Genomic DNA, 19,283 nt, shown 5'->3' with positions numbered 1-19,283 from the left:
CCGGACGCAAGGATCGATTGACTGCTATTCTGAGCATACGCCGCTTTCTCGATGCACTGTTGCATCCGTCGGCGCGGTACGACGCGATGATGGCCGAGCGGCATCGCGTATTTATCGGCACGCGCCTGCTCGGCGGTTTTGTGCTGTTGGCGAGCTTCCCGATCTACCTGGCCGTGCGCGGCGCGCCTGGTCTACTCGAGGTGGCCTGCTTCGCCTGGCTCACTGTACCTATTCTGCTTGCGTACTATCTCTCGCGCACCGGACGTTATGAAGACGCGCATTGCCTGTCTTCCGTTCTGCTCGCCGGGGTGGTGATGCTGGTTGCGATCAACACAGGCGGGATCGCATCCTTTGCAGCCGTGTGGCTGGTGGCAATTCCGATCGAAGCTGCTCTTTCAGGATCGCGCCGGATTGTCGCAGGCGCGACGGCGCTGTCACTCATGTGCGTTTTGCTTCTGATCGGCGCAAGCACGGGGGATTTTCTGCCTGCTTCGAAGATTCCGCAGCAGCTCAACTCCGTGTTCGAGGCGATCGGCATTGCATCGGTGGTGCTGTGCTGCGCGACGCTTGCGTTCATGACCGAAATGCTGGGAAGTACGAGCCGCGGTCTGCTTAGTGCTGAAGAACGCCGCTACTCACTGCTCGCACGGAACATGAGCGATGTCATCTCGCTCCATCGCCGCAATGGCGCGATTGAGTTTATCTCGCCGGCAGCGCAGGCATTGTTCGGCACTCAGCTCGGCCAGCTCGCCGGGCACGGCTTGTTCGATCGCGTCCATGTGGCGGATCGCCCGGCTTACCTGACCGCGATTGCCGAGGTGGCGCGCGGAGCGGGGGATCGCGACGTGGAGTTCAGAGTTCGTTGCGGTGCCGACGAGCAGGTAGGACCGAGCTTCATCTGGGTCGAAATGCGATGCCGGCCACTGGAGCGGAATGCCGATATCTCAGGGCCGGATGCGGAGGTCGTGGCTGTGTTGCGCGACATCACCGAGCGCAAGGCCCAGGAGCAGGCGCTGGAGGATGCACGGCGCGAGGCTGAACGGGCGCATGCGGCGAAGAGTCAGTTCTTGTCGACCATGAGCCACGAACTGCGGACGCCTTTGAACGCGATCATCGGGTTTTCAGAAATGATGGTGCGTGAGGCGGAACTCAATCTGGACGCCGAGCGGCGCCGTGAGTATGCCCAACTCATCAACGATTCCGGTCAACATCTGCTGTCCGTCGTCAACGGCATTCTCGACATGTCGAAGATCGAAAGCGGAGGCTTCGAGATATCGGCTGAGCCTTTCGTTCCGCGAGAAGCGATCGTGAGCTGTTCGAACCTGATGGCATTGAAAGCGCGCGAGGGAGGGCTTGATCTCGTCGTCAATGTTCCCGAGAATCTACCGGACATGGTGGGCGATCGCCGGGCCTTCAAACAGATCTTGCTGAATCTGCTCTCGAATGCGATCAAGTTCACGGAGCGGGGCGGCTCGGTGACGGTCTCTGCATCGGTCGAAGGAGCCAATCTCGCGCTTCGTGTCGAGGACACAGGCGTCGGAATTGCGCCGGACGATATGAAGCGGCTTGGCGATCCTTTCTTTCAGGCGGAGAAGACCTACCGCCGTCGCCACGAAGGGACGGGCCTCGGGCTTTCCATCGTCAAGGCGCTGGTTGCCATGCATCACGGTGAGATGAACGTTCAAAGCAAGGTCGACGTCGGAACGACAATCTCGGTCAAGTTGCCGCTCGATCTGGACAAGGTGGTTCCAAAGCCATCGCCGGTCGTGACGACATTGATGCCGAAATCGAAAGAGCAATCCGAGCAGAGGATCAAGAGAAGTGCCTAAGTCCGTCGCCCTCAACGATAAGCCCAGGCGACGTAAGGCGAAGGCGGCAAGGCAGAAGGAACGGGGTGTGATCATGCAGATGCTGGTTCGCTCGCCGAAGGATACGCTGGCTGGCGCGCTTGCAGCGACGGCTGTCCTGGCCATTGCCGTCAATGCCTTGTTTCTGCAGGCCGGCCGTCATCCCTCGCCACTGTTTGGAACTGCGGTGACGTTGCCGAAGCCTGCCGCATCCGCGCCCCCTGCGGAGCATCAAGCTGCAGCCTTGGTCCCTGCCACGCCAATGCCAGTACCAGCGGCCGCTCCTGCGAGCCCGATGCCGCGTCCGCGTCCGGTGGAGGCTGGCTCCAGTGATCCGATCGGCAACCTGGTGCGGGCCACGAGCACATCGGCTATCCAGACGTCGAACGTCGTGCGTCCGCCGGCGCCGGTTCCGGCCGCCGCGCCGAGCCGCGATCCGCTGGCCAATCTGATCGTTTCGTCACAGCGCGTTGCGGCGGTCCAACGGGCGCTGACCGACTACGGCTATGGTCAGCTCAAGGCGACGGGAACTGTGGGCGCAGATACTCAGGCGGCGATCCAGAAGTTCGAGCGTGAGCGGAAGTTGCCTGTCACGGGACAGCTGTCGGAACGTGTGGTGCGTGAATTGAGTGCTGCCACGGGCCGAAATTTCGACTAGCGAAGACAGCGGCTTAGCGAGATTTCGTGATAGGATATCTGATCTCATACGCCGGCGTAAGTTTCCCTGCCATCGCTCGCAATGGCCTCGCTTATCGCAAAGTCCGTCATGCTTGGCGTTGCGTCGAGTTGATGTTTGCGGTTTCCCTTCGGCACTATCGCGCTGTGCGAACTCGGCTTTTAGGACCTATATCCACTTCGCCCGAACATGCTCTAGTGTCGGCGTATGAGAATCAAGTCCGATATCTGGGTTGCGGCTTACTTACGTCGCTGCCAAACGCAGAACATCTTCGGCGCCGTGCGGCGGCGCGGGTCGGATGAGGCTGGCGCGATCTTTGTGAAGCTGGCGTTGCTGGACGGCAACGCGCTGCTGTTCACTCCCGCTCCACAGTCGGCCTACGATGAAAGCCGTCCAGCAGAGCGGATATTCTCACAATCGACATCTGGGCCAGTGGCCGAGCAGGTTGTCGAGGAGCGGCTTGCGAAGGAAGTCCGCTTCGATCCGGACGTCTGGATCGTTGAGATCGAGGATCGGGCCGGGCGGCATCTGCTGGATCTGGCCAAGCAATAGTTGCTTATGCCTGTCCGGCGGTGCGTGCCGACGGCGTGTTGACGGTGCCCGTCGCTTGGCTGGTCGATCCAGTGCGCGTGCGACGGCGCTCGTCATCATACAGATGCGGGCTGTACTTTGCCCTTGCCTGCGCGATGCTGGCTCTGCGCCAGACCGCCAGCATGATCAGGGCTACGCGCGGGCCAAGCGACTCATACAGCCGCGCAAGACGGAAGACGCTGATGACCGATACTCCCCATTCGGGCTTCAGAAACATGACGATCCGTTCGAAGATGTCTCCGGGCATGGCGAGCGCCTTGGCCGCGCAGACCAACAGCTCGCCGCTGGAATCCGCGACAATGCGTTTGGCGACGACGGCGGGCAGGTGCAGGGCGTCCGCGAGCTCGGCTGAGAAGGCGGCTTCGTCGCGCGCGAAGGCCATGCGCTCGAGCACGGCAATCGCGCGGCCGGCACGATAGGGCTCGATGCTTGCGGCAGGCTTCAGCGGAGATGTCTCGAGGCTGCGAAGAATCTGAACCCGCTCCGAGGCGGTTGCCTGCATAAACATCGCATCGATCGAAGCAGCATCGGTTGGCTGCATGGACAGCGCTGACGGAGGCGGGGTGATGCTCCGGCTGGTTTCCGGCGCTTCTGCAGGTGCCTCGGCGAACGTCTCAGGGGGAGCAAACCCGGCGAGACCGAGCTTCGCACGAATTTCGCTCGGCGTGTCCCGATACACGGCCAACCGGTTGCGGACGACTGCGAGCGTCGCGTCATCGACTTCGTCGATCAGGCGAGAGGCGAGTTCGACATAATGCCGCTCCTCCTCCACCGAGTGACTCGGGGTTTGTACGTAGAGATCGGTCAACACGCGCAAAAGGGTCGGCCGAATATCGATGCCCTCGCGCTGGGCAAGGTGCATCAAGCCGTCGAGGCTCGGAGACGGAGGCAGCTTAGCCATGGATGATCTGACGCAACAGGGAGACAACAAGCTAAACCTATCTCGGTCCCCTTAAGAGCGCGTTAACCTTGCCGAGGTCTTAATGCGATCCGCGACGCTCCGAAGGGCGGAAGATGGAGCGAGGAGAGAGCAATGGGCATGGTCGTTGAGTTTCCGGCGGGGGCCACACAGCGGCGGTTGCATGTGGCAGAGCTGTCAAGTCGCGAGCAGATGGGCACCGTATTGATTCTTCCGGTGATCCGGATCGAGCGCCACGATGAGAAAGCCTTTGATGGTGATGGCAGTGAGCGGGGGGCGTCTTCTGGACGCCGTCGCAAACGGCGCGCGCGTTCCTAAGCCATCGGCGTTGCAGGATGCGCGACGGTCCTGGGGAAACGGCCCATCGACAGTTGTTGGCCGCGTGCATTGCAGTTCCCCTTCTATCGGGGATGCTGGGGGGCTGCGCGGGCGGTGACCTCGGTCGTACGCGAGGTTCTGCGCTCAATGACGATATGCATCGCTGGATCGGGGCTGAAGCGACGGCCAGCATCGGCGCGCGTGCGTCGGACTTCCAGTTGACCGATAACGAAAGGCAACTCCGCGATCTCGCCTATCCGTTCATCGAGCCGCCGCTTTCAAGACCTGCTTGGAAAACTGTCTTCGGCGACTACAAGCCGTTGCCGTCACCTTGGCGCCAGCAGGTGCTGTTCGATCATACTTTGTATGGACGCAAGCTGCTCGACGAGCCGCATCGATCGCACGCGTCCCGCTACGGCCAATTGATCGAAGACGTTCGCAACGACCTGACGCGGCTGGATCCGTTCTTTGCTACCGCCGCGACTGTAGCTGATCTCGACGGCAAACGCCGGCAGAGCCTGAACTTCGTCTCGCAGCTTTCGCCGCGCGAGCACGACGATGCGATCGCACGCATGAAGGAGAATGCGCTGGTCGTCGAATGGGTGCGGCAATGCCTGCATCGGCGAGTAGCTTCGTACCGCTGGGCGCTCGAGCGGCTGATCATTCATGCGCCGGACGGGCAGGCTGCCGAGGCAGACCGTCTGATTGCCCAATTGTCTGGGCGAATGGGCGGAGGTTATGGGCGGGCCGGATCATCGTCCGAAGGACAGGTGATCGTTAGCAAGGGCTGATGTTGAAGCGCGACGAGAATGGAATGAGCCGCTCTCGCTCTCTAGCTGTCTTACGTACGCGTGAGGTTAGCGCGCGGCCGGATCGTTCTGCAGCCGGCATGTGGCTGCAAGCAGAGAGGCGCGTGCCTGCGCCATCAGATCGGGCTCCGCCGCCAGCGCCTTGATGATGATGAGGCCGGTCAGCGTCGGCGATTCAATGATAAGGCGGTCGGCCGCAGTCACGTCCTCCTCCTCCGGTAGTTCGGCACGCTGTTCGGGGGTCATCAGATCAAGTTCGATGACGCGTCGTCCGGCGGAGCGATCGTTGATCGCGTAATAGGCGACGTCATTTCGCGTATAGAACGAGACCGACGTGTAGGCTTGGCTGACCGGCACGGAAAATTTCAGCGAGCCTGACGTCAGATCGTAGCGGCAGACGGCGGTTGCGAACGCGGGATCCTGGAACGGAAGCAACGCGTTGCGGGGCTCGGCGAGCGGAAGCTGCGATACGGCATTGACCGGAGTTATCGCTGCAAGACGAGAATATGCGTCCTTCGTCGCGACGCGTGGCAACGCAAGCACGCTGACCAGATGGACGATGCCGCCGAGCACCAGGCCCGCAAGAATGGCGAATAGCCAACGGATCATGGGCAGGCCACCGTGGTAATCGCCGGCATCGGTGCGTCGCGCTGAGAGCGCGTAGCGACGCCGACGGGAGTGTCATAAAGCCGGACGACCAGCAGATAGCGATCCAGTCCGCCGGTCGGGAGCCAGTTTCCGGATCGGGAGCGTGGTGCGATCCGAATGTCGAAACTGCCATCCGCTGTGCGGACGATTTCCTGGCTGGTGAAGCCATATCGCTGGAGCGAATTGCTGACGAGATTTCCGCGGGCATCGTACAGAGTGAGCGTCCAGAAACGGGCAGCCGGCGTGATGCCGCTGACGGTGATATCGCAGCGGCCGTCAAGTTGGCGGCCATTGTCGTCGGTCCGGGCAATGAAGGCGACTCCATCGCCGCTGCCGATCGGCAATTCGCCGCTGCGGGCGATGGCGGCTCGTGCATACGGGTCGATATCGGCGGTTCCGGTTCGGGGCCATGCGGTCCATGCACCGATGGTGATCGCGCCGAAGCTGATCCCGCGCGTCGAGGTCATCCACGTCGCCCCGAGTCCAACCGCGGTTGCTACGATTAAAGCAATCAACGAGATAAAAATCAGCCGCACAGGAAATCCGTCATCAGCGCAAGATTATCTGCCGCGCGCAATCGATGCGTCGCCTTCTCTCGTTGCCGAGGCAAAGCTGTCGGTCAGACTGGCGGGGACATGTGTCGAAGTCGTCTTCTGTGGAGCGGGCGGGGTGTCCGGCGCGGTCTTCGCGGCCTCATCCAGCAGCTTTTCCACGCGCACGAGAATATCGGCGCCCCGTCGCGTCAAGACCGGAGGCGGTCCCGCGCCAGCTTCTCCGGCGCCCGCATCCGAGTTCGAAGCAACAAAGGTGCCTTGCGCGCGCTTGACCGAGGTAACGCCGGGAATATCTTTGATCTCCACGCCCTGATGGGCCGCGACCATGATCGAGCGCCAGGTCATGGCGGGGAGGGAGCCGCCGGTCATCCGGTTTGTGGGCGAGTAGTCGTCGTTGCCGAACCAGACGCCGCAGGTGAAGTTGCCCGTATAACCGACGAACCAAGCGTCGCGAAATGCGTTCGTCGTGCCGGTCTTGCCAGCGGCCGGAATGCCATCGATCTGCGCTCGCCGCGCCGTGCCTTCGTAAACGACATGGCTCATCATTTCCGCCATGTCGGCGGCAACCTGGGGTGGAAGCGCCTGGGTCGGCTTCTTGCCGTCACGATCGAAGCGCCAGACCAGATCGCCGTTTGGTGTTCGGACCTCCAGGACCGCATGGGGCGTTGGTGCCCGTCCGCGATTGGGGAAGGTCGCGTAGGCAACGGTGTGCTCCAGCACGTTGACCTCGGTCGATCCGATTGGCAGCGAAGGCGTATCGATCAGCGGCGCAGTGATACCCATTTTCCGCGCGGTTTCGATGATCTTGGCGCGGCCGGCGCGAGGGCCATCCTTGCCGCCCATGGTGATCGAAAGCTTGACCGGGATGACGTTGATGGAACGGGTGATGGCCTGAGTAAGGGTTATCGAACCGGAATAAGACCGGCCATAGTTCTGCGGACACCAGTTGCCAATGCAGACCGGCCCATCCACCACGATGGATGTCGGCTTGAAGCCGTTCATGAGCGCGGTCGCATAAACGTAGGGTTTGAAAGATGATCCCGGTTGACGCATTGCGTCAACCGCGCGGTTGAACTGGCTCGTGCCATAGTCGCGACCGCCGACCATCGCGCGGATGCCGCCGTCGAGATCGGCCACCACCGCGGCTGCCTGGGTCGCATGGTAGTCGCGGCCAAACTGACGGAGATTGTTCTCGACGGCAGCTTCGGCGGCCCGCTGGACGTTCATGTCGATCGAGGTCCGAACGACGAAAACACGTTCCGTGTAGGACTTCGGCAGCGTATTGACGAGTTTGCGCATCTCGTCGAATGCCCAGTCGAGATAGTAGTTCGGCGAATTCTCGTCGCGGCGATCGACTGCGGTTGCCGGGTTGCGGCGGGCACCAAAGACTTGGCCTTCCGACATGAATCCGGCCTCGACGAGGTTGTCGAGTACGATATTGGCGCGGGCGCGAGCGGCAGGCAGGTTGATGTGCGGGGCGTATCGCGTCGGCGCCTTGAACAGGCCGGCGAGCATTGCTGCCTCTGCCAGGGTCACATCTCGGGCAGACTTGTTGAAATAGAAATGCGCGGCTCCGTCCACGCCGAATGTTCCGCCGCCCATATAGGCGCGGTCGAGGTAGAGTTTCAGGATTTCGTTCTTCGTCAGGCGTGATTCCAGCCAGGCGGCCAGAAACGCCTCCTTGATCTTGCGCTCGATCGTCCGTTCATTGGATAGGAACAGGTTCTTGGCGAGCTGCTGGCTGATCGACGAACCACCCTGTACCACGCCGCCAGCGCGCGCGTTGGTCAACAGGGCGCGAAAGGTGCCGCCAATGTCGATACCGAAGTGGTCATAGAAGCGGCGGTCTTCGGTTGCGAGCGTCGCCTTGATCAGATGGTCGGGAAATTCTTCGAGCGGAATGGAATCGTTGTGTTTGATGCCGCGGCTGCCGATCGGATTGCCGTAGCGGTCGAGGAACTGGACGGCCAGTTCCGACTTCTTCAACCAGTCTTCATCGGAGGTTTCGTGAAAGGCTGGAATTGCTAGGGCGAGCAGGGCCACCAGCCCGAGCAGGCCGAGGGTCGCGGCCTCGGATGCCGGCTCAATGAAGACCCAGCGCTTCCAACCGCCGACATGAAAGCGGTCCATGAACGCGGAAAAGCGCTCATAGAGTTCCCTCAAACCTGCGCCTGAGGAGAACAGGGTCGAATCGATCCGTGCGTCGAGGTCCAGCAGGAAATGCCGGAGCCAGCGCTTGGGACCTGCGAAATCGAACTTGCCCACTGCAAACCTTGATCTTGATCCGCGAGCTATTCAACGTACGACAAACGCGAATAACGGCCTCTTACGATTGCAATGTATTTGCGCAACACGTGGCGCTTTGACGGCACCGATTCTGCGAGCAACCGTAAAGGAGTCCTGAGCTTCTAGCTGACCCGGACGCACAGGCCAATGGGAGCGGCCCGTTTCTCCCAGGGAAGGATAACGATGGCCGATCAAAGTCTTGCGATGGGTTCCGACGAACGGTTCGGGACGACTTGCCGAACCCTAAGGCGGGCGACTAAGTAGCGGCAGCGGCGGCATCTGCCGGCTGGCGGAATACAGGTGCTGAATGGCGGATTTGTTTTGGAAAACCAAAGCATTAGAGGAAATGACGGCCGCCGAGTGGGAAAGCCTCTGCGATGGCTGTGGCCGCTGCTGCCTCGAAAAACTCGAAGATGAAGATACCGGCAAGATCTATTTCACGCACATCTCCTGCCGGCTGCTGGATACTGCGAGTTGTAGTTGCAAGGACTATGTCCACCGGCACGCCAAAGTGCCGGATTGCGTTCGACTCACGCCCGACAACGTTCGAACTCTGAATTGGCTGCCGCCGAGCTGCGCCTACAGGCTTGTGGCCGAGGGCAAGGATCTGGCCTGGTGGCATCCTTTGATCTCGGGGCGAGCGGATACGGTCCACGAAGCTGGCATTTCTGTCCGGGGACGGGTTGTCGGAAGCGAACTCGATATCGACCAGGCCGATTGGGAGGACCACATCGTCAAGTGGCCTGGTCTGTTTCCGAAGAAGGCAAAGCGGACGACGCGTCCGTAGCAGCAGTTATCTTTGAAATGCCTCCTGAACCCGTGATCGGGAAGCTGACATGCGCGGATATCTCTCGCGATCCCTTTCGCCTCGACTAAGCTCGCGGCCCGTTTGCTCCGGAATACGATATCGATGGACAATCTCGCGCGCCGCCCTAAGCCTCTCGACAAAGCCGATGTCGATGAAAGCCACGCACCGTTCGTAGCTCCGCTTACGCACGCCGAGCTGCGCACCTTGTTCATCGGCCTGATGGTCGCGATGTTCCTGGCTGCGCTCGATCAAACCATTGTTGCGATCGCGCTGCCGACCATCGGCCGACAATTTCAGGACATGAACAACCTGTCGTGGGTGATAACGGCTTACCTGTTGTCAGGAACGGCCGTCGCGCCGGTATTCGGAACGCTCAGCGATATTTTCGGCCGGCGCGTCATGATGACGGTCGCGCTGGGTATTTTCGTCGCTGGATCGATCTTGTGTGCGCTCGCACCGAACCTGCTGACGTTGGTTTTCGCTCGCTTTTTACAGGGGCTGGGAGGCGGAGGGATCATTCCAGTCTCGCAAACGATCATCGCGGATGCGATCAGTCCAAGAGAACGAGGCAAATACCAAGCTTACTTCAGCGGCGTCTGGCTCGCGGCCGGAATCTCCGGACCGCTGCTGGGAGGGCTGATCACCGATTACATGCATTGGTCGGTGATCTTTTGGATCAATCTGCCTTTGACGGCGGTCGCGCTGGCCGTGCTGTTGCCGCGGATGAGCCGGCTGCCGGTCAACTATCGCAAACGCAAAGTCGATTGGTTTGGAGGCGTGCTGCTGATGGCTTCAGCGGTTACGATTCTGCTGGTCTTGACATGGGGTGGCGTTCGTTATGCTTGGTCGTCTGCTTTGATCCTCGCAATGATCGGCGGCGGGATTGTGCTCGGCGCCGCATTCGTTTGGCATGCCGGCCGTGCGGCAGAACCCTTTATCCCGCTGCGCTTGTTGGGTGGAACGGTGGTGCCGTTCGCGATTCTTGCGGGCGGGCTCACTGTCGGTACATTGACCGGACTGACGGTCTACCTGCCGATGTATTATGAGATCGTCTACAAGCTGTCTCCGAGCGAAGCAGGGCTCGCGCTCCTGCCGCTGGTTGCGATTTCGGTGCCGGGATCTTGGATTGCCGGTCGCGTGATGTTGCGCTGGCCGCGCTATCTGTGGGTCAGCATTGTCGGCGGCGCGCTCGCGGCGCTCTGCTTTGGCACACTCGCGATCGTCAGCGATATTCCGCTCTGGATGTTTCTGAGTATTTTATCGATCGGTTCGTTCGGGATCGGTCCGATGTTCTCGACGACGGTGGCAGCTCTGCAGAATGCGGTTGCACGCAACCAGATCGGCACCGCGACCGGCGCGATGAATTACACTCGAGCGCTGATGGCGTCGTTTGCGGTTGCGGGATTTACCGCGATCCTCATGGCGGCGCTCGGGACGGGTGTATCTGGGCGCGACAATATCGACCTGACCCGTGATCTGACGAGCATCGAAGCCGTCGCAGCATTCCGTTACATCTTCGGTGCTGCTGCATGCATGATGTCGGGGGCGACGCTGCTGATGGCGTTAATGGAAGAGCGGCCACTCGCCGGACCGGAGCTCGCCTCCAATCCGGACGCTGCCGCCTGAGCGCTCGACTGTTTGGAATATTTTCCGTTTATACTTAACATATCCGTGACTCCATCTGAGGGTCGCGTGACAGGCCGGTAAAGTATGTGAGTGCGCTCCTTGAAAGGAGCGCCTAATGGGCGATTATAATTCTAAGAAAAAGCCGCTTTGCGGCGTGACGCCCGCGATGGTCGAGGCGGGGGTTTCGGCTTTCGAGATTTTCGGGGACTCTCCCCCAAGATTCTTGGTAGAGCAGGTTTTGCAAGCAGCACTCGACGCCGCTTTCCAAGGGTCCGAATCGTGTTTTGATAACGGGGCGAAAGCCCCTGCGCCCTCAACATGAGCATTGCGACAGTTTCGCACTGATTCCGAATACGTAGAATATCGGAAAGCCGTATTTGAGATTCTCGTTTCTTTGGGCGCTTCTGATCGGCAAAAAGCGTTGCGGTAGCTGTTGATTTTTTGTCGATCCGATCTATTGCGGCGTGAACCACCAAGTTGCGATTGATCCGACATCGATCTGCATATTTGGAGATATAAGCAATATGCTTTCGATGGGCTTCTTTCTTGATTGTTGCATCGGCGTATTCCTCAAGGAATTTCTGTAGCGCGACAAACCCGAAATGTCGGAATACAATGTCGTGATACTTCCGACTTGGCGACATCATATCGGACGCTAAATGCGAGTATAGTCGCTCAACGAAACTCCATATGCTGCAAAGTTCGCCTACCGCAGCGTAATAAGTTTTGGCGTGCTCCGCCCCGTCCCATGGATTTTTTTTCATATGCCGTCCGTTAAGAAAACAAACCCTATCAAAGACCCCATTTTCCAAAAGACGCTCAAGAACCTATTGAGCGCAAAGCCAAAGACTCAATCTGAAATGAAGGTAGGGAAGAAGAAGGCTGTGAAAAAGTCAAAGAAGAAAAAGGATGGTTAGTGCCGCTCGTCTGCCGGCGGCACGTCAATTCGTCCTGCCGGAGAAGGAAGTGGAAGCTGGAGTGCTGACGTGCCGCCTCAAGAGCCCGAGCAGATGCATGGCAAAGGCAGGGGTTAGCTCTAGGTGGATATGTTTTCCGCTTCTCCGATGCTGACCTTGCTGTTCTCCCACTGTTTGAAAGCGAAGATTCAGCATATTGTCTTGCTGCCCGATAACTTCGGGGTCTGCTACATGGTAGATGTAATCAGGCTTCATTGCGTTTCCTCCAAGCCAGAAAGCGCTTAACCGCCTGCTTTCGGTTTTTTAGCTCAGTGAGGCCGTCGATGGGTCAGGCGCTTGCCTTCGATTCCCTTAAGCAGGGTATCAGCGCGCATCTTATCGGAAAAGCCAAGGCCAGAGCGGTTGTTGTGGCGAGATTCGAACTCGGTAACGTAGCGCTGTAGGTGTTGTGCATCGCACTTGTGATAGGTGCCGACCATTCCGCGCTTGAATACGCCGAAGTAGTTCTCGGCAGCGTTGGTGGTGTGGTAGCCGGAGCCGTTGAAGCCATGTTCAACGGTCTTGTGCGCGGCAAACTCCTTGCCAACCTCAGTGTAGAGGCGGCTTTGGTCGGTGTGCAGTTCGGACTTACGAGACACGTTGCTAACGAGGATTTCGCGGGCGGTTTTCTTGGTCGCTGACTTGACGTGAACGACGCGAGCGCGGCCTCTGGGGTCAACCAAAGCCACAATCTGCTCTTTGTTTGAATGGCCCTTCTTGTAGCCCTTTGCGCGCTTCGATGAATTGCCGATGTAGGTTTCGTCGGCATGAACGGACTTGCCGGGACCGCCAAGCGGTCCGCCTTTATCGTCAATCATGGCCTCACGGATGCGATGGGACAGGAACCAAGCGCTTTTGTAGGTGATGCCAAGCATACGGTGTAGTTGGTGTGCGGACATGCCCTTCTTGCTGGACGCAAGCAGGTGGATGGCAAGCAGCCACTTATGAACCGGGATATGCGAGCGCTCCATAACCGTCTTGGTGCGGCAGGTGAACTTGTCGCGGCAATCGTTGCAAAGAAACATTCCGGTCTGCGTCTGGCCTTCCATGCGTCGGACTGCAAAGGACCCACAATGCGGACAATGAACGGCATCCGGCCAGCGGCTCTTTTCAACGTGAGCGATCGCGGCTTCTTCGTTAGTGAACTCGGGTGCGTAAATGTCGGCCATAACTATCTCCTTGGCCTTTTATCGCGCAACGAACTGCTAAGTCAAGTATATAAATGCGAATATTTTCCGTTTATGAGAAATTAGTCCTTGACAGCGTGACGCTCGCTGGGTACTGTCCAGGCATGCTCCACAACTGCATCGAGAGACCGCGCTGCGGGAAGGAACCTGGTTCACAGGAACCATGATCGATGCGCCGCATTGGCTTTGCTGGGCAGGTCGATCCAATGAGCCGGTGAGGTTGCAATGGTAGAGAAACGTGGAGAGCAGATCGTTGAAACCACCCGTGAGGCCCGCCAGGCTGAGCCTGGTCCTTCCGTGCGGAATGTTCTTGTGATCAGCACGATCGCGGTGATCGTGCTGATGGCGATCGTATGGCTGATTTTCTTCCGCACATAGTTGCGGCGATTGAGGAGCGCGATGGCTGTAAAGAAGACAAATTCGAAAAAGACCGCCGCGACATCTCGCCCGAAGAAGAAAAATGCAAGGCCCGGAGCCAAGCCCGATACCAAGTCTGATCAGCCGCAGGACATACCTGTGCTCACGTCCACTGCAGATGAGTATCCAGGTGACGGCAGCGAACTTGTCGGGCGGGTGAGCCGTTCGATCGAGCGCGAATTGACGCGGATCGATCTCATCTTGGATGGTAACGGAGCGGAGGAGGGGCGACACGCCGAAGCCGAACGCCGCGCGCGGACGCTTGCATCGCTCGCGCGGACGCTGCGGGAAGTTACAAACTTGCGTAACGAACGAGGTAAGCAGAAGCCGGCTGATGACGACGAAATCCCGCGCGATATCGATCAACTCCGGCGAGAGCTTGCGCGACGTCTGGAAGGGCTTATCGCCGAAGCAAAGATTGTATGTCCTGACGAGACTGCGACCGATTGACGTTGACGTTTTCAACAGTTGGTGGAACGTCTTTGCACATCCGCATCAGTTGCCGCCGGAACGAGCAAACGATGGAAGCGATTGGACGACCTGGCTGCTGATCGGAGGGCGTGGTGCCGGCAAAACGCGCGCAGGCGCGGAATGGATCAGAGCGCAGGCGCTCGGGCTCTCCCCTTTCGCCGACAGGCCAGCATCGCAGATCGCATTGGTCGGCGAAACCGAACACGATGTGCGTGAGGTTATGATCGAAGGCTCCTCCGGATTGCTGTCGGTGCATTCCCGCAGCGACCGGCCATTGTGGATTCCATCCCGTAAGCGAGTCGAGTGGAAGAATGGGGCGGTTGCATATGCCTTCTCCGCCGATGATCCGGAAAGCTTGCGCGGTCCTCAATTCGAGATTGCCTGGGCCGACGAGATTGCAAAGTGGCGATATGCGCAAGCGACCTTCGACACGCTGCAGTTCGGTCTTCGGCTCGGGGATAGGCCGCGGCAGATGATCACAACCACACCACGACCAACACCCCTGCTCAAGAGGCTGATCAACGATCACACGGTGGCGACGACTCATGCGCCGACGTATCTGAATGCATACAATCTGGCCCCTGCGTTCCTGCGGAACGTGATGTCGCGATATGGTGGGACGCGGTTGGGCCGACAAGAGCTCGATGGCGAATTGATCGACGAGCGTCCCGACGCGCTCTGGTCGCGGGCGACGATCGAGCGTTGCCGTACTGATGCGATACCCACGCTGAAACGCATCGTGGTTGCGGTCGATCCGCCGGCCTCGTCCGGCGATCGCGCGGATGCCTGTGGTATCGTTGCTGCGGGGATAGGGCACGATGGAATGGTTTACGTGTTGGCCGACGCGACGGTGGCTCGCATGACGCCGGTTGGATGGGCATCGAAGGCGATCGCGTTGTGGCGGCGGCTTGAGGCCGACGCGCTGGTCGTCGAGGTCAATCAAGGTGGCGAGATGGTCCGCACCGTGATGGGGGAGGTCGACAGGAACGTGCCGGTGGTGTCCGTCCGGGCGAGCCGCGGCAAGTGGTTGCGAGCTGAACCCGTCGCCGCGCTCTATGAACAGGGGCGGGTCAGGCATGTCGGCAGCTTTCCCGAACTTGAAGACGAGATGTGCGACTTCGATCTGAGCGGATTCTCCTCCGGCCACTCGCCGGACCGGCTCGATGCGCTGGTGTGGGCGATATCGTCGTTGTCGTTCGGGCGCGGCGAGGGGCCGCGCATGCGCGAGCTCTAACGATCGATTCAATTCACGGTTTCGCAATTCACAGATCTGAGAAGGAGCGCGATGTTCGATCGCATTAAGAATCTCTTGCGTCCGCCTGAAACAAAGGCGAGCCGCACCGCGCATCTGCTCGCCATCGAGAGCGGCGGACGCGCACGCTGGACTCCGAAGGATTATGCAGCGCTGTCGCGCGAGGGCTATCTCTCGAATGCCATCGTACATGGCGCTGTTCGCCTGATCGCGCAAAGTGCGGCGTCATGTGTCCTCGTCTTCTACGAAGGCGATGAAGAGCGCAGCGTTCATCCGCTGGCGCAACTGCTCGCGAAGCCGAACGCAAGGCAAGACGGAACGAGCTTCCTGGAGGGGCTGTACGCCCACCTGTTGCTGGCGGGCAATGCCTATGTGGAGGCGGTGACGATCAATGATCAGGTCCGCGAGCTTTATGCGTTGCGGCCAGACCGGATGAAGGTAGTGCCGGGCGCCGACGGCTGGCCGGAAGCATATGAATACAGCGTGAGCAGCCGCAGCGTCCGCTTCGACCAAATCCAGGACGGCGTGCCGCCGATCCTGCATCTGACGTTCTTCCATCCTCTTGACGATCACTACGGGCTGGCGCCGATCGAGGCGGCTGCCATCGCGGTCGATACGCACAATGCGGCAGCGCGCTGGAACAAGGCGCTGCTCGACAATGCGGCGCGGCCGTCCGGGGCACTGGTCTATTCCGGGCCCGATGGCGCCATGCTCTCCGAAAATCAGTTTGACCGGCTGAAGCGCGAGCTGACCGACACCTATCAGGGCGCGACCAACGCCGGACGGCCGCTGCTGCTGGAGGGCGGGCTCGACTGGAAGGCGATGTCATTGTCGCCGAAGGACATGGATTTCCTGCAGGCGAAACACGCGGCAGCGCGCGAAATCGCACTGTCCTTCGGCGTGCCGCCGATGCTTCTTGGCATCCCCGGCGACAATACGTATGCGAACTATCAGGAAGCGAACCGCGCGCTGTGGCGGCAGACAGTGCTGCCGCTGGCCTCGCGCGTGGCGAGTTCGCTGGTACATTGGCTCGCGCCGCAATTCGGTGACGACCTGCGCATCGGCATCGACACCGACCGCGTCGAGGCGCTGTCGTCCGATCGCGCTGCGCTGTGGAGCCGGGTTTCGTCCTCGCCATTCCTGACATTGAACGAGAAGCGCGAAGCCACGGGCTACGGTCCGATCGAAGGCGGCGATCAGATCGCCTGAAGCAGCGTATCTCATTGGCATGATCTGCTGCCGAAAGCCGGTTCCCATTTTTCGGGATCATGCCGGAAGCCATCATCATGTTTGAACTCATCGATATTTTCATCAAGCGCGGCGATCTCGCGCACATCGCGCTGTTCCTGTGGGCGTCGGTGGCAAGCGTCGCGCTGTGGTCAACGCTGCGCGAACTGGCTGCCGCCTCCCGCCGCTTCGACGATTTCGTGCGCGAGCTCTCGCGTTTCAACCGCAGGGTTCAGGGCAGAAGCCAGGGCCGGAATGAGGGCGAGGATTAGGCACGCCGTGAAAGGACAGTCCATACACCATGCCGCGTAGACCCGAGCGCAAACACAAGCCCGATCACCTGACGATCTTCCGCGAATTCCTCGCGCATCTCGACAAGGCCAGCCGGCGCGCGCCGGAGCAGGCCGCCCGCCGGAAGCCGTTGCGGCGCAAGGCCCGCACGCGCAGCCACTAACCGTTTCATCTCATCGTCGTTCCGACCAACCACCGCGCCATGCGCGCGAGGGAATGCCCATGCACGCCTCCATTTCATCTCCCTTCGCGCCGCCGCGCGTCACCCTCAGCGTCGATGGTGCTGTGGAAGGCTATGCCAGTCTGTTTGGCGAAATCGACCAGGCCCGGGACATGGTCATGCCCGGCGCGTTTCAAAAGACGCTGGCAAACCGCGGCCTGCGCCGGATTCCGATGCTGTTTCAACACGACCCTGCCGAGCCGGTCGGCATCTGGCTCGAGCTGCGCGAGGATTTTCGCGGGCTATGGGCGCGGGGGCGGTTGATTCCTGATGTCGCGCGCGGCCGTGAACTGCTGGCGCTGGTGAAGGCTGGCGCGATCGACGGCTTGTCGATCGGCTACCGCACGGTGACGTCGCGGATCGATCCGAAGACGCGGGTGCGCAAGCTGCATCAGGTCGATCTCTGGGAAATCTCGATCGTCACGTTCCCGCTGCTGGCGGGGGCCCGCGTTCACGCAGCGAAGGCAGCTTCCTCCCGGCCAAAACCTTCGCCGGCGCGGAGGCGCGCCGAAGTCGCATGGGACGCGATCGGGAAGGGCGACCCGCCGGGCGGTCTGTGTTCGCAGCCTGCGGCGAAGTCTGCCGCACGTAGTCACGACGCGCAGTGCGCTTTTGGTGTGCGCCCGACGCGGGAGGCCGTTCGCCGCGGACTGGGGCTCGGCCGATGAACAGCATCAACGAGACAGGGGAGGCGCAGCAGCGCAACCGCTGGATGCGCCCCGACGCGGGGCGTTACCTTCGCCCAGACATGGAGCGCTACTTCACGCCGGGCGCCTGGCAGGCGACGGCGTTCGCACAGCTTGCCGGCGCGACGGTGGAGCGAAAGGAGCATGTTGCCGAGGAGGAGCGCTCGGTTGAGGACCTGCGCCGTGAGCGCCGCTGGCTGGCGCAACAGAAGCTCGAGCTGCTGCAGCTTTACGATCTGCATTTGCGGCTTAAGCTGAAGGCGCTCAATCCCTCGCAGAGATCGGACCACTATCTCTATCAACCGCGCATTCCGAAACATAACGAGGGTAGCGGAAGGTGGACGCGGGAGGGCGGTGGGAGCAGTGGTAACTATGATGGGCGGCTGGCGAGTGCGGACAGGCCACGACTAGGTCGGGTTGGTGGGTTTGCAATCCTAGCTCAGATTGCTGATGAGTTAGTCAAGGCTTTTAGATCTGAGAATCTCGACCGTGATTTATTCGGTCACGAGGAGGGAACTATTGGCCTCACCAATTTCAAAGGTGAGAACATATTTGGATCGAGTTCAAGTTTGTCATCCTATTCACGGGAAGATCGAGCTGCCGCTAATGAGATGAGAAATGTCTTGCTCTCCAAGTATCCTGAGACCATGAAACAGGATAATATTGGCATGATGCCTAACAATGCACTCTTTCATGCTGAAGCCACGGTACTCCTGCGAGCTGCGCGTCGAAATGGTGGCTCTTTGCGGGGGGAAATGCTTGAAGTCTATATTGATCGGCCTATGTGCAGAAGTTGCAACACAGTTCTTCCCTTGATCGCGCGTGAGCTTGGCAATCCAACGGTGATGTTCTTCACCCGACGAGGAAAGGAGATAAGGAAGCTCCAGGATGGTGTTTGGAGTGAACATGAATAAGCATGGCGCGAAAAAGTGGGCTCACTTTGACGAGTACTGGGGATTAGGTTGGCCGGAGCTGACCTGGCTCGAACCATATTTTTTGGGACCGCCTGAGAGGCGTTGGTTTTCCGACACAGGTAACGACAGTGCTGGCCTCTCGTTGCAGGGAATTGAGGGGACCTCTCATCTGGAACTTGGCCTGGGACGTGTAGACATCGAGCTTATGCTGTGGGGAAATCCTAACTTAGGCGTTCTCCTCATCTATTCGAAATCGGGTGGTCACAATGGGGAGGATTATAGTTCAAAGGGAGATATTACCCGTATTCGTGAATGGGTTCGGAGCACTCACGGTGATCCCTTGCCCATTGGTCTATTTATCCCATTTGAGAAAGCCTGGTTAGCAGTGAAGGAATTCATCAAGACTGAAGGTGAATTACCAACCAGTATCGAGTGGATTGCCAATCGGGATCTTCCACCAAACACTTTCCCTGATCCGTAGTATTCGGCCGAGCCGGTCGGCATCTGGCTGGAGCTGCGCGAGGATTTTCGCGGGCTGTGGGCGCGGGGGCGGCTGATCCCCGACGCTGCGCGCTACCTG

21 protein-coding genes and 1 pseudogene are annotated in these 19,283 nt (G+C 59.9%); 17 read left to right on the top strand and 5 right to left on the bottom strand.

Annotation, left to right across the window (positions count from 1 at the left end):
- Nucleotides 1–86: 86 nt before the first annotated feature.
- From X566_RS15155 to X566_RS15145, 3 genes are all read left to right on the top strand, one after another.
- Nucleotides 87–1,829 carry an ATP-binding protein gene (locus X566_RS15155; RefSeq protein ID WP_081740295.1) on the top strand — a complete coding sequence of 581 codons (1,743 nt, stop codon included), beginning with the start codon at nucleotides 87–89 and terminating at the stop codon, nucleotides 1,827–1,829.
- The gene (locus X566_RS15150; RefSeq protein ID WP_034468982.1) at nucleotides 1,822–2,505 is read left to right on the top strand and encodes a peptidoglycan-binding domain-containing protein; all 684 of its coding nucleotides are present in this window, start codon (nucleotides 1,822–1,824) and stop codon (nucleotides 2,503–2,505) included. Before X566_RS15155 ends, X566_RS15150 begins: the two co-directional genes overlap by 8 nt.
- A gap of 225 nt (nucleotides 2,506–2,730) precedes the next feature.
- Nucleotides 2,731–3,075: a DUF1491 family protein gene (locus X566_RS15145; RefSeq protein WP_034468980.1), complete on the top strand. Its 345-nt coding sequence runs from the start codon at nucleotides 2,731–2,733 to the stop codon at nucleotides 3,073–3,075.
- Nucleotides 3,076–3,079: 4 nt separating this feature from the next.
- Here the strand turns inward: X566_RS15145 and X566_RS15140 are convergent, their stop codons facing one another.
- On the bottom strand, nucleotides 3,080–4,015 hold the full coding sequence (locus tag X566_RS15140) for a DUF2336 domain-containing protein (RefSeq protein WP_034468977.1): 936 nt from the start codon (nucleotides 4,013–4,015) through the stop codon (nucleotides 3,080–3,082).
- 132 nt (nucleotides 4,016–4,147) lie between these two features.
- Between X566_RS15140 and X566_RS15135 the strand changes: the two genes are divergently transcribed.
- The gene (locus tag X566_RS15135) at nucleotides 4,148–4,351 is read left to right on the top strand and encodes a hypothetical protein (RefSeq protein ID WP_034468974.1); all 204 of its coding nucleotides are present in this window, start codon (nucleotides 4,148–4,150) and stop codon (nucleotides 4,349–4,351) included.
- 17 nt (nucleotides 4,352–4,368) lie between these two features.
- Nucleotides 4,369–5,142, top strand: coding sequence for a hypothetical protein (locus X566_RS15130; protein WP_051444223.1), 774 nt, complete (start codon nucleotides 4,369–4,371; stop codon nucleotides 5,140–5,142).
- A gap of 66 nt (nucleotides 5,143–5,208) precedes the next feature.
- On the opposite strand, the gene X566_RS15125 is transcribed toward X566_RS15130, so the two are convergent.
- From X566_RS15125 to X566_RS15115, 3 genes are read right to left on the bottom strand one after another with little or no spacing between them, the layout of a single operon-like run.
- The gene (locus X566_RS15125) at nucleotides 5,209–5,769 is read right to left on the bottom strand and encodes a DUF1254 domain-containing protein (protein WP_034468972.1); all 561 of its coding nucleotides are present in this window, start codon (nucleotides 5,767–5,769) and stop codon (nucleotides 5,209–5,211) included.
- The gene (locus X566_RS15120) at nucleotides 5,766–6,344 is read right to left on the bottom strand and encodes a DUF1214 domain-containing protein (protein ID WP_034468970.1); all 579 of its coding nucleotides are present in this window, start codon (nucleotides 6,342–6,344) and stop codon (nucleotides 5,766–5,768) included. The genes X566_RS15125 and X566_RS15120 overlap by 4 nt, the downstream gene beginning before the upstream one ends.
- A 24-nt stretch (nucleotides 6,345–6,368) precedes the next feature.
- Entirely contained in the window at nucleotides 6,369–8,627 is a 2,259-nt protein-coding gene (locus tag X566_RS15115) for a transglycosylase domain-containing protein (RefSeq protein ID WP_034468969.1), read from the bottom strand.
- Nucleotides 8,628–8,955: 328 nt separating this feature from the next.
- Between X566_RS15115 and X566_RS15110 the strand changes: the two genes are divergently transcribed.
- Nucleotides 8,956–9,435, top strand: a complete 480-nt coding sequence (locus tag X566_RS15110) for a YcgN family cysteine cluster protein (protein WP_034468967.1) — start codon at nucleotides 8,956–8,958, stop codon at nucleotides 9,433–9,435.
- A 123-nt stretch (nucleotides 9,436–9,558) separates the two neighbouring features.
- Entirely contained in the window at nucleotides 9,559–11,082 is a 1,524-nt protein-coding gene (locus X566_RS15105) for an MDR family MFS transporter (protein WP_081740255.1), read from the top strand.
- Between the two features lie 1,225 nt (nucleotides 11,083–12,307).
- Here X566_RS15105 and X566_RS15100 read toward each other — a convergent pair.
- Nucleotides 12,308–13,207: an IS1595 family transposase gene (locus X566_RS15100; protein WP_034468962.1), complete on the bottom strand. Its 900-nt coding sequence runs from the start codon at nucleotides 13,205–13,207 to the stop codon at nucleotides 12,308–12,310.
- Between the two features lie 243 nt (nucleotides 13,208–13,450).
- On the opposite strand from X566_RS15100, the gene X566_RS25160 reads away from it, so the two are divergent.
- The 10 genes and pseudogenes from X566_RS25160 to X566_RS25330 all read left to right on the top strand — a co-directional run.
- The gene (locus X566_RS25160) at nucleotides 13,451–13,603 is read left to right on the top strand and encodes a hypothetical protein (protein WP_173402590.1); all 153 of its coding nucleotides are present in this window, start codon (nucleotides 13,451–13,453) and stop codon (nucleotides 13,601–13,603) included.
- A 21-nt stretch (nucleotides 13,604–13,624) separates the two neighbouring features.
- The gene (locus tag X566_RS24745; protein WP_152539925.1) at nucleotides 13,625–14,092 is read left to right on the top strand and encodes a hypothetical protein; all 468 of its coding nucleotides are present in this window, start codon (nucleotides 13,625–13,627) and stop codon (nucleotides 14,090–14,092) included.
- The gene (locus X566_RS15090) at nucleotides 14,079–15,347 is read left to right on the top strand and encodes a DNA-packaging protein (protein ID WP_051444294.1); all 1,269 of its coding nucleotides are present in this window, start codon (nucleotides 14,079–14,081) and stop codon (nucleotides 15,345–15,347) included. The genes X566_RS24745 and X566_RS15090 overlap by 14 nt, the downstream gene beginning before the upstream one ends.
- A 51-nt stretch (nucleotides 15,348–15,398) precedes the next feature.
- Entirely contained in the window at nucleotides 15,399–16,574 is a 1,176-nt protein-coding gene (locus X566_RS15085; protein WP_034468959.1) for a phage portal protein, read from the top strand.
- 77 nt (nucleotides 16,575–16,651) lie between these two features.
- Nucleotides 16,652–16,864 carry a hypothetical protein gene (locus X566_RS15080; RefSeq protein WP_034469710.1) on the top strand — a complete coding sequence of 71 codons (213 nt, stop codon included), beginning with the start codon at nucleotides 16,652–16,654 and terminating at the stop codon, nucleotides 16,862–16,864.
- Between the two features lie 29 nt (nucleotides 16,865–16,893).
- On the top strand, nucleotides 16,894–17,046 hold the full coding sequence (locus X566_RS25155) for a hypothetical protein (RefSeq protein ID WP_173402589.1): 153 nt from the start codon (nucleotides 16,894–16,896) through the stop codon (nucleotides 17,044–17,046).
- Nucleotides 17,047–17,105: 59 nt separating this feature from the next.
- Complete coding sequence (locus X566_RS15075; RefSeq protein WP_034468958.1) at nucleotides 17,106–17,771, top strand: HK97 family phage prohead protease; 666 nt, start codon at nucleotides 17,106–17,108, stop codon at nucleotides 17,769–17,771.
- Nucleotides 17,768–18,703 carry a hypothetical protein gene (locus X566_RS15070; protein WP_034468957.1) on the top strand — a complete coding sequence of 312 codons (936 nt, stop codon included), beginning with the start codon at nucleotides 17,768–17,770 and terminating at the stop codon, nucleotides 18,701–18,703. The genes X566_RS15075 and X566_RS15070 overlap by 4 nt, the downstream gene beginning before the upstream one ends.
- Nucleotides 18,696–19,184 (top strand): Imm1 family immunity protein, encoded by a 489-nt coding sequence (locus tag X566_RS24375; RefSeq protein WP_160170484.1) that lies wholly within the window; start codon nucleotides 18,696–18,698, stop codon nucleotides 19,182–19,184. Before X566_RS15070 ends, X566_RS24375 begins: the two co-directional genes overlap by 8 nt.
- Nucleotides 19,185–19,190: 6 nt before the next feature.
- Nucleotides 19,191–19,277: pseudogene (locus X566_RS25330) on the top strand (HK97 family phage prohead protease); the annotation flags it as partial.
- Nucleotides 19,278–19,283 lie beyond the last annotated feature (6 nt).

Origin of the sequence: Afipia sp. P52-10, assembly GCF_000516555.1 — a bacterium.
In the GTDB taxonomy this organism is placed as follows: Bacteria; Pseudomonadota; Alphaproteobacteria; order Rhizobiales; family Xanthobacteraceae; genus P52-10.
Note: the sequence above shows the minus strand (reverse complement) of the source record. Positions and strands in the feature narration are given on the sequence as shown.

Coding starts and splice junctions, on each gene's coding strand:
- X566_RS15110 (WP_034468967.1), top strand. CDS start 8,956: ATGGCGGATTTGTTTTGGAAAACCAAAGCATTAGAGGAAATGACGGCC.
- X566_RS25155 (WP_173402589.1), top strand. CDS start 16,894: ATGCCGCGTAGACCCGAGCGCAAACACAAGCCCGATCACCTGACGATC.
- X566_RS15135 (WP_034468974.1), top strand. CDS start 4,148: ATGGGCATGGTCGTTGAGTTTCCGGCGGGGGCCACACAGCGGCGGTTG.
- X566_RS24375 (WP_160170484.1), top strand. CDS start 18,696: ATGAATAAGCATGGCGCGAAAAAGTGGGCTCACTTTGACGAGTACTGG.
- X566_RS15155 (WP_081740295.1), top strand. CDS start 87: ATGATGGCCGAGCGGCATCGCGTATTTATCGGCACGCGCCTGCTCGGC.
- X566_RS15070 (WP_034468957.1), top strand. CDS start 17,768: ATGAACAGCATCAACGAGACAGGGGAGGCGCAGCAGCGCAACCGCTGG.
- X566_RS15125 (WP_034468972.1), bottom strand. CDS start 5,769: ATGATCCGTTGGCTATTCGCCATTCTTGCGGGCCTGGTGCTCGGCGGC.
- X566_RS15100 (WP_034468962.1), bottom strand. CDS start 13,207: ATGGCCGACATTTACGCACCCGAGTTCACTAACGAAGAAGCCGCGATC.
- X566_RS24745 (WP_152539925.1), top strand. CDS start 13,625: ATGGCTGTAAAGAAGACAAATTCGAAAAAGACCGCCGCGACATCTCGC.
- X566_RS15105 (WP_081740255.1), top strand. CDS start 9,559: ATGGACAATCTCGCGCGCCGCCCTAAGCCTCTCGACAAAGCCGATGTC.
- X566_RS25160 (WP_173402590.1), top strand. CDS start 13,451: ATGGTAGAGAAACGTGGAGAGCAGATCGTTGAAACCACCCGTGAGGCC.
- X566_RS15130 (WP_051444223.1), top strand. CDS start 4,369: ATGCGCGACGGTCCTGGGGAAACGGCCCATCGACAGTTGTTGGCCGCG.
- X566_RS15140 (WP_034468977.1), bottom strand. CDS start 4,015: ATGGCTAAGCTGCCTCCGTCTCCGAGCCTCGACGGCTTGATGCACCTT.
- X566_RS15145 (WP_034468980.1), top strand. CDS start 2,731: ATGAGAATCAAGTCCGATATCTGGGTTGCGGCTTACTTACGTCGCTGC.
- X566_RS15085 (WP_034468959.1), top strand. CDS start 15,399: ATGTTCGATCGCATTAAGAATCTCTTGCGTCCGCCTGAAACAAAGGCG.
- X566_RS15075 (WP_034468958.1), top strand. CDS start 17,106: ATGCACGCCTCCATTTCATCTCCCTTCGCGCCGCCGCGCGTCACCCTC.
- X566_RS15080 (WP_034469710.1), top strand. CDS start 16,652: ATGTTTGAACTCATCGATATTTTCATCAAGCGCGGCGATCTCGCGCAC.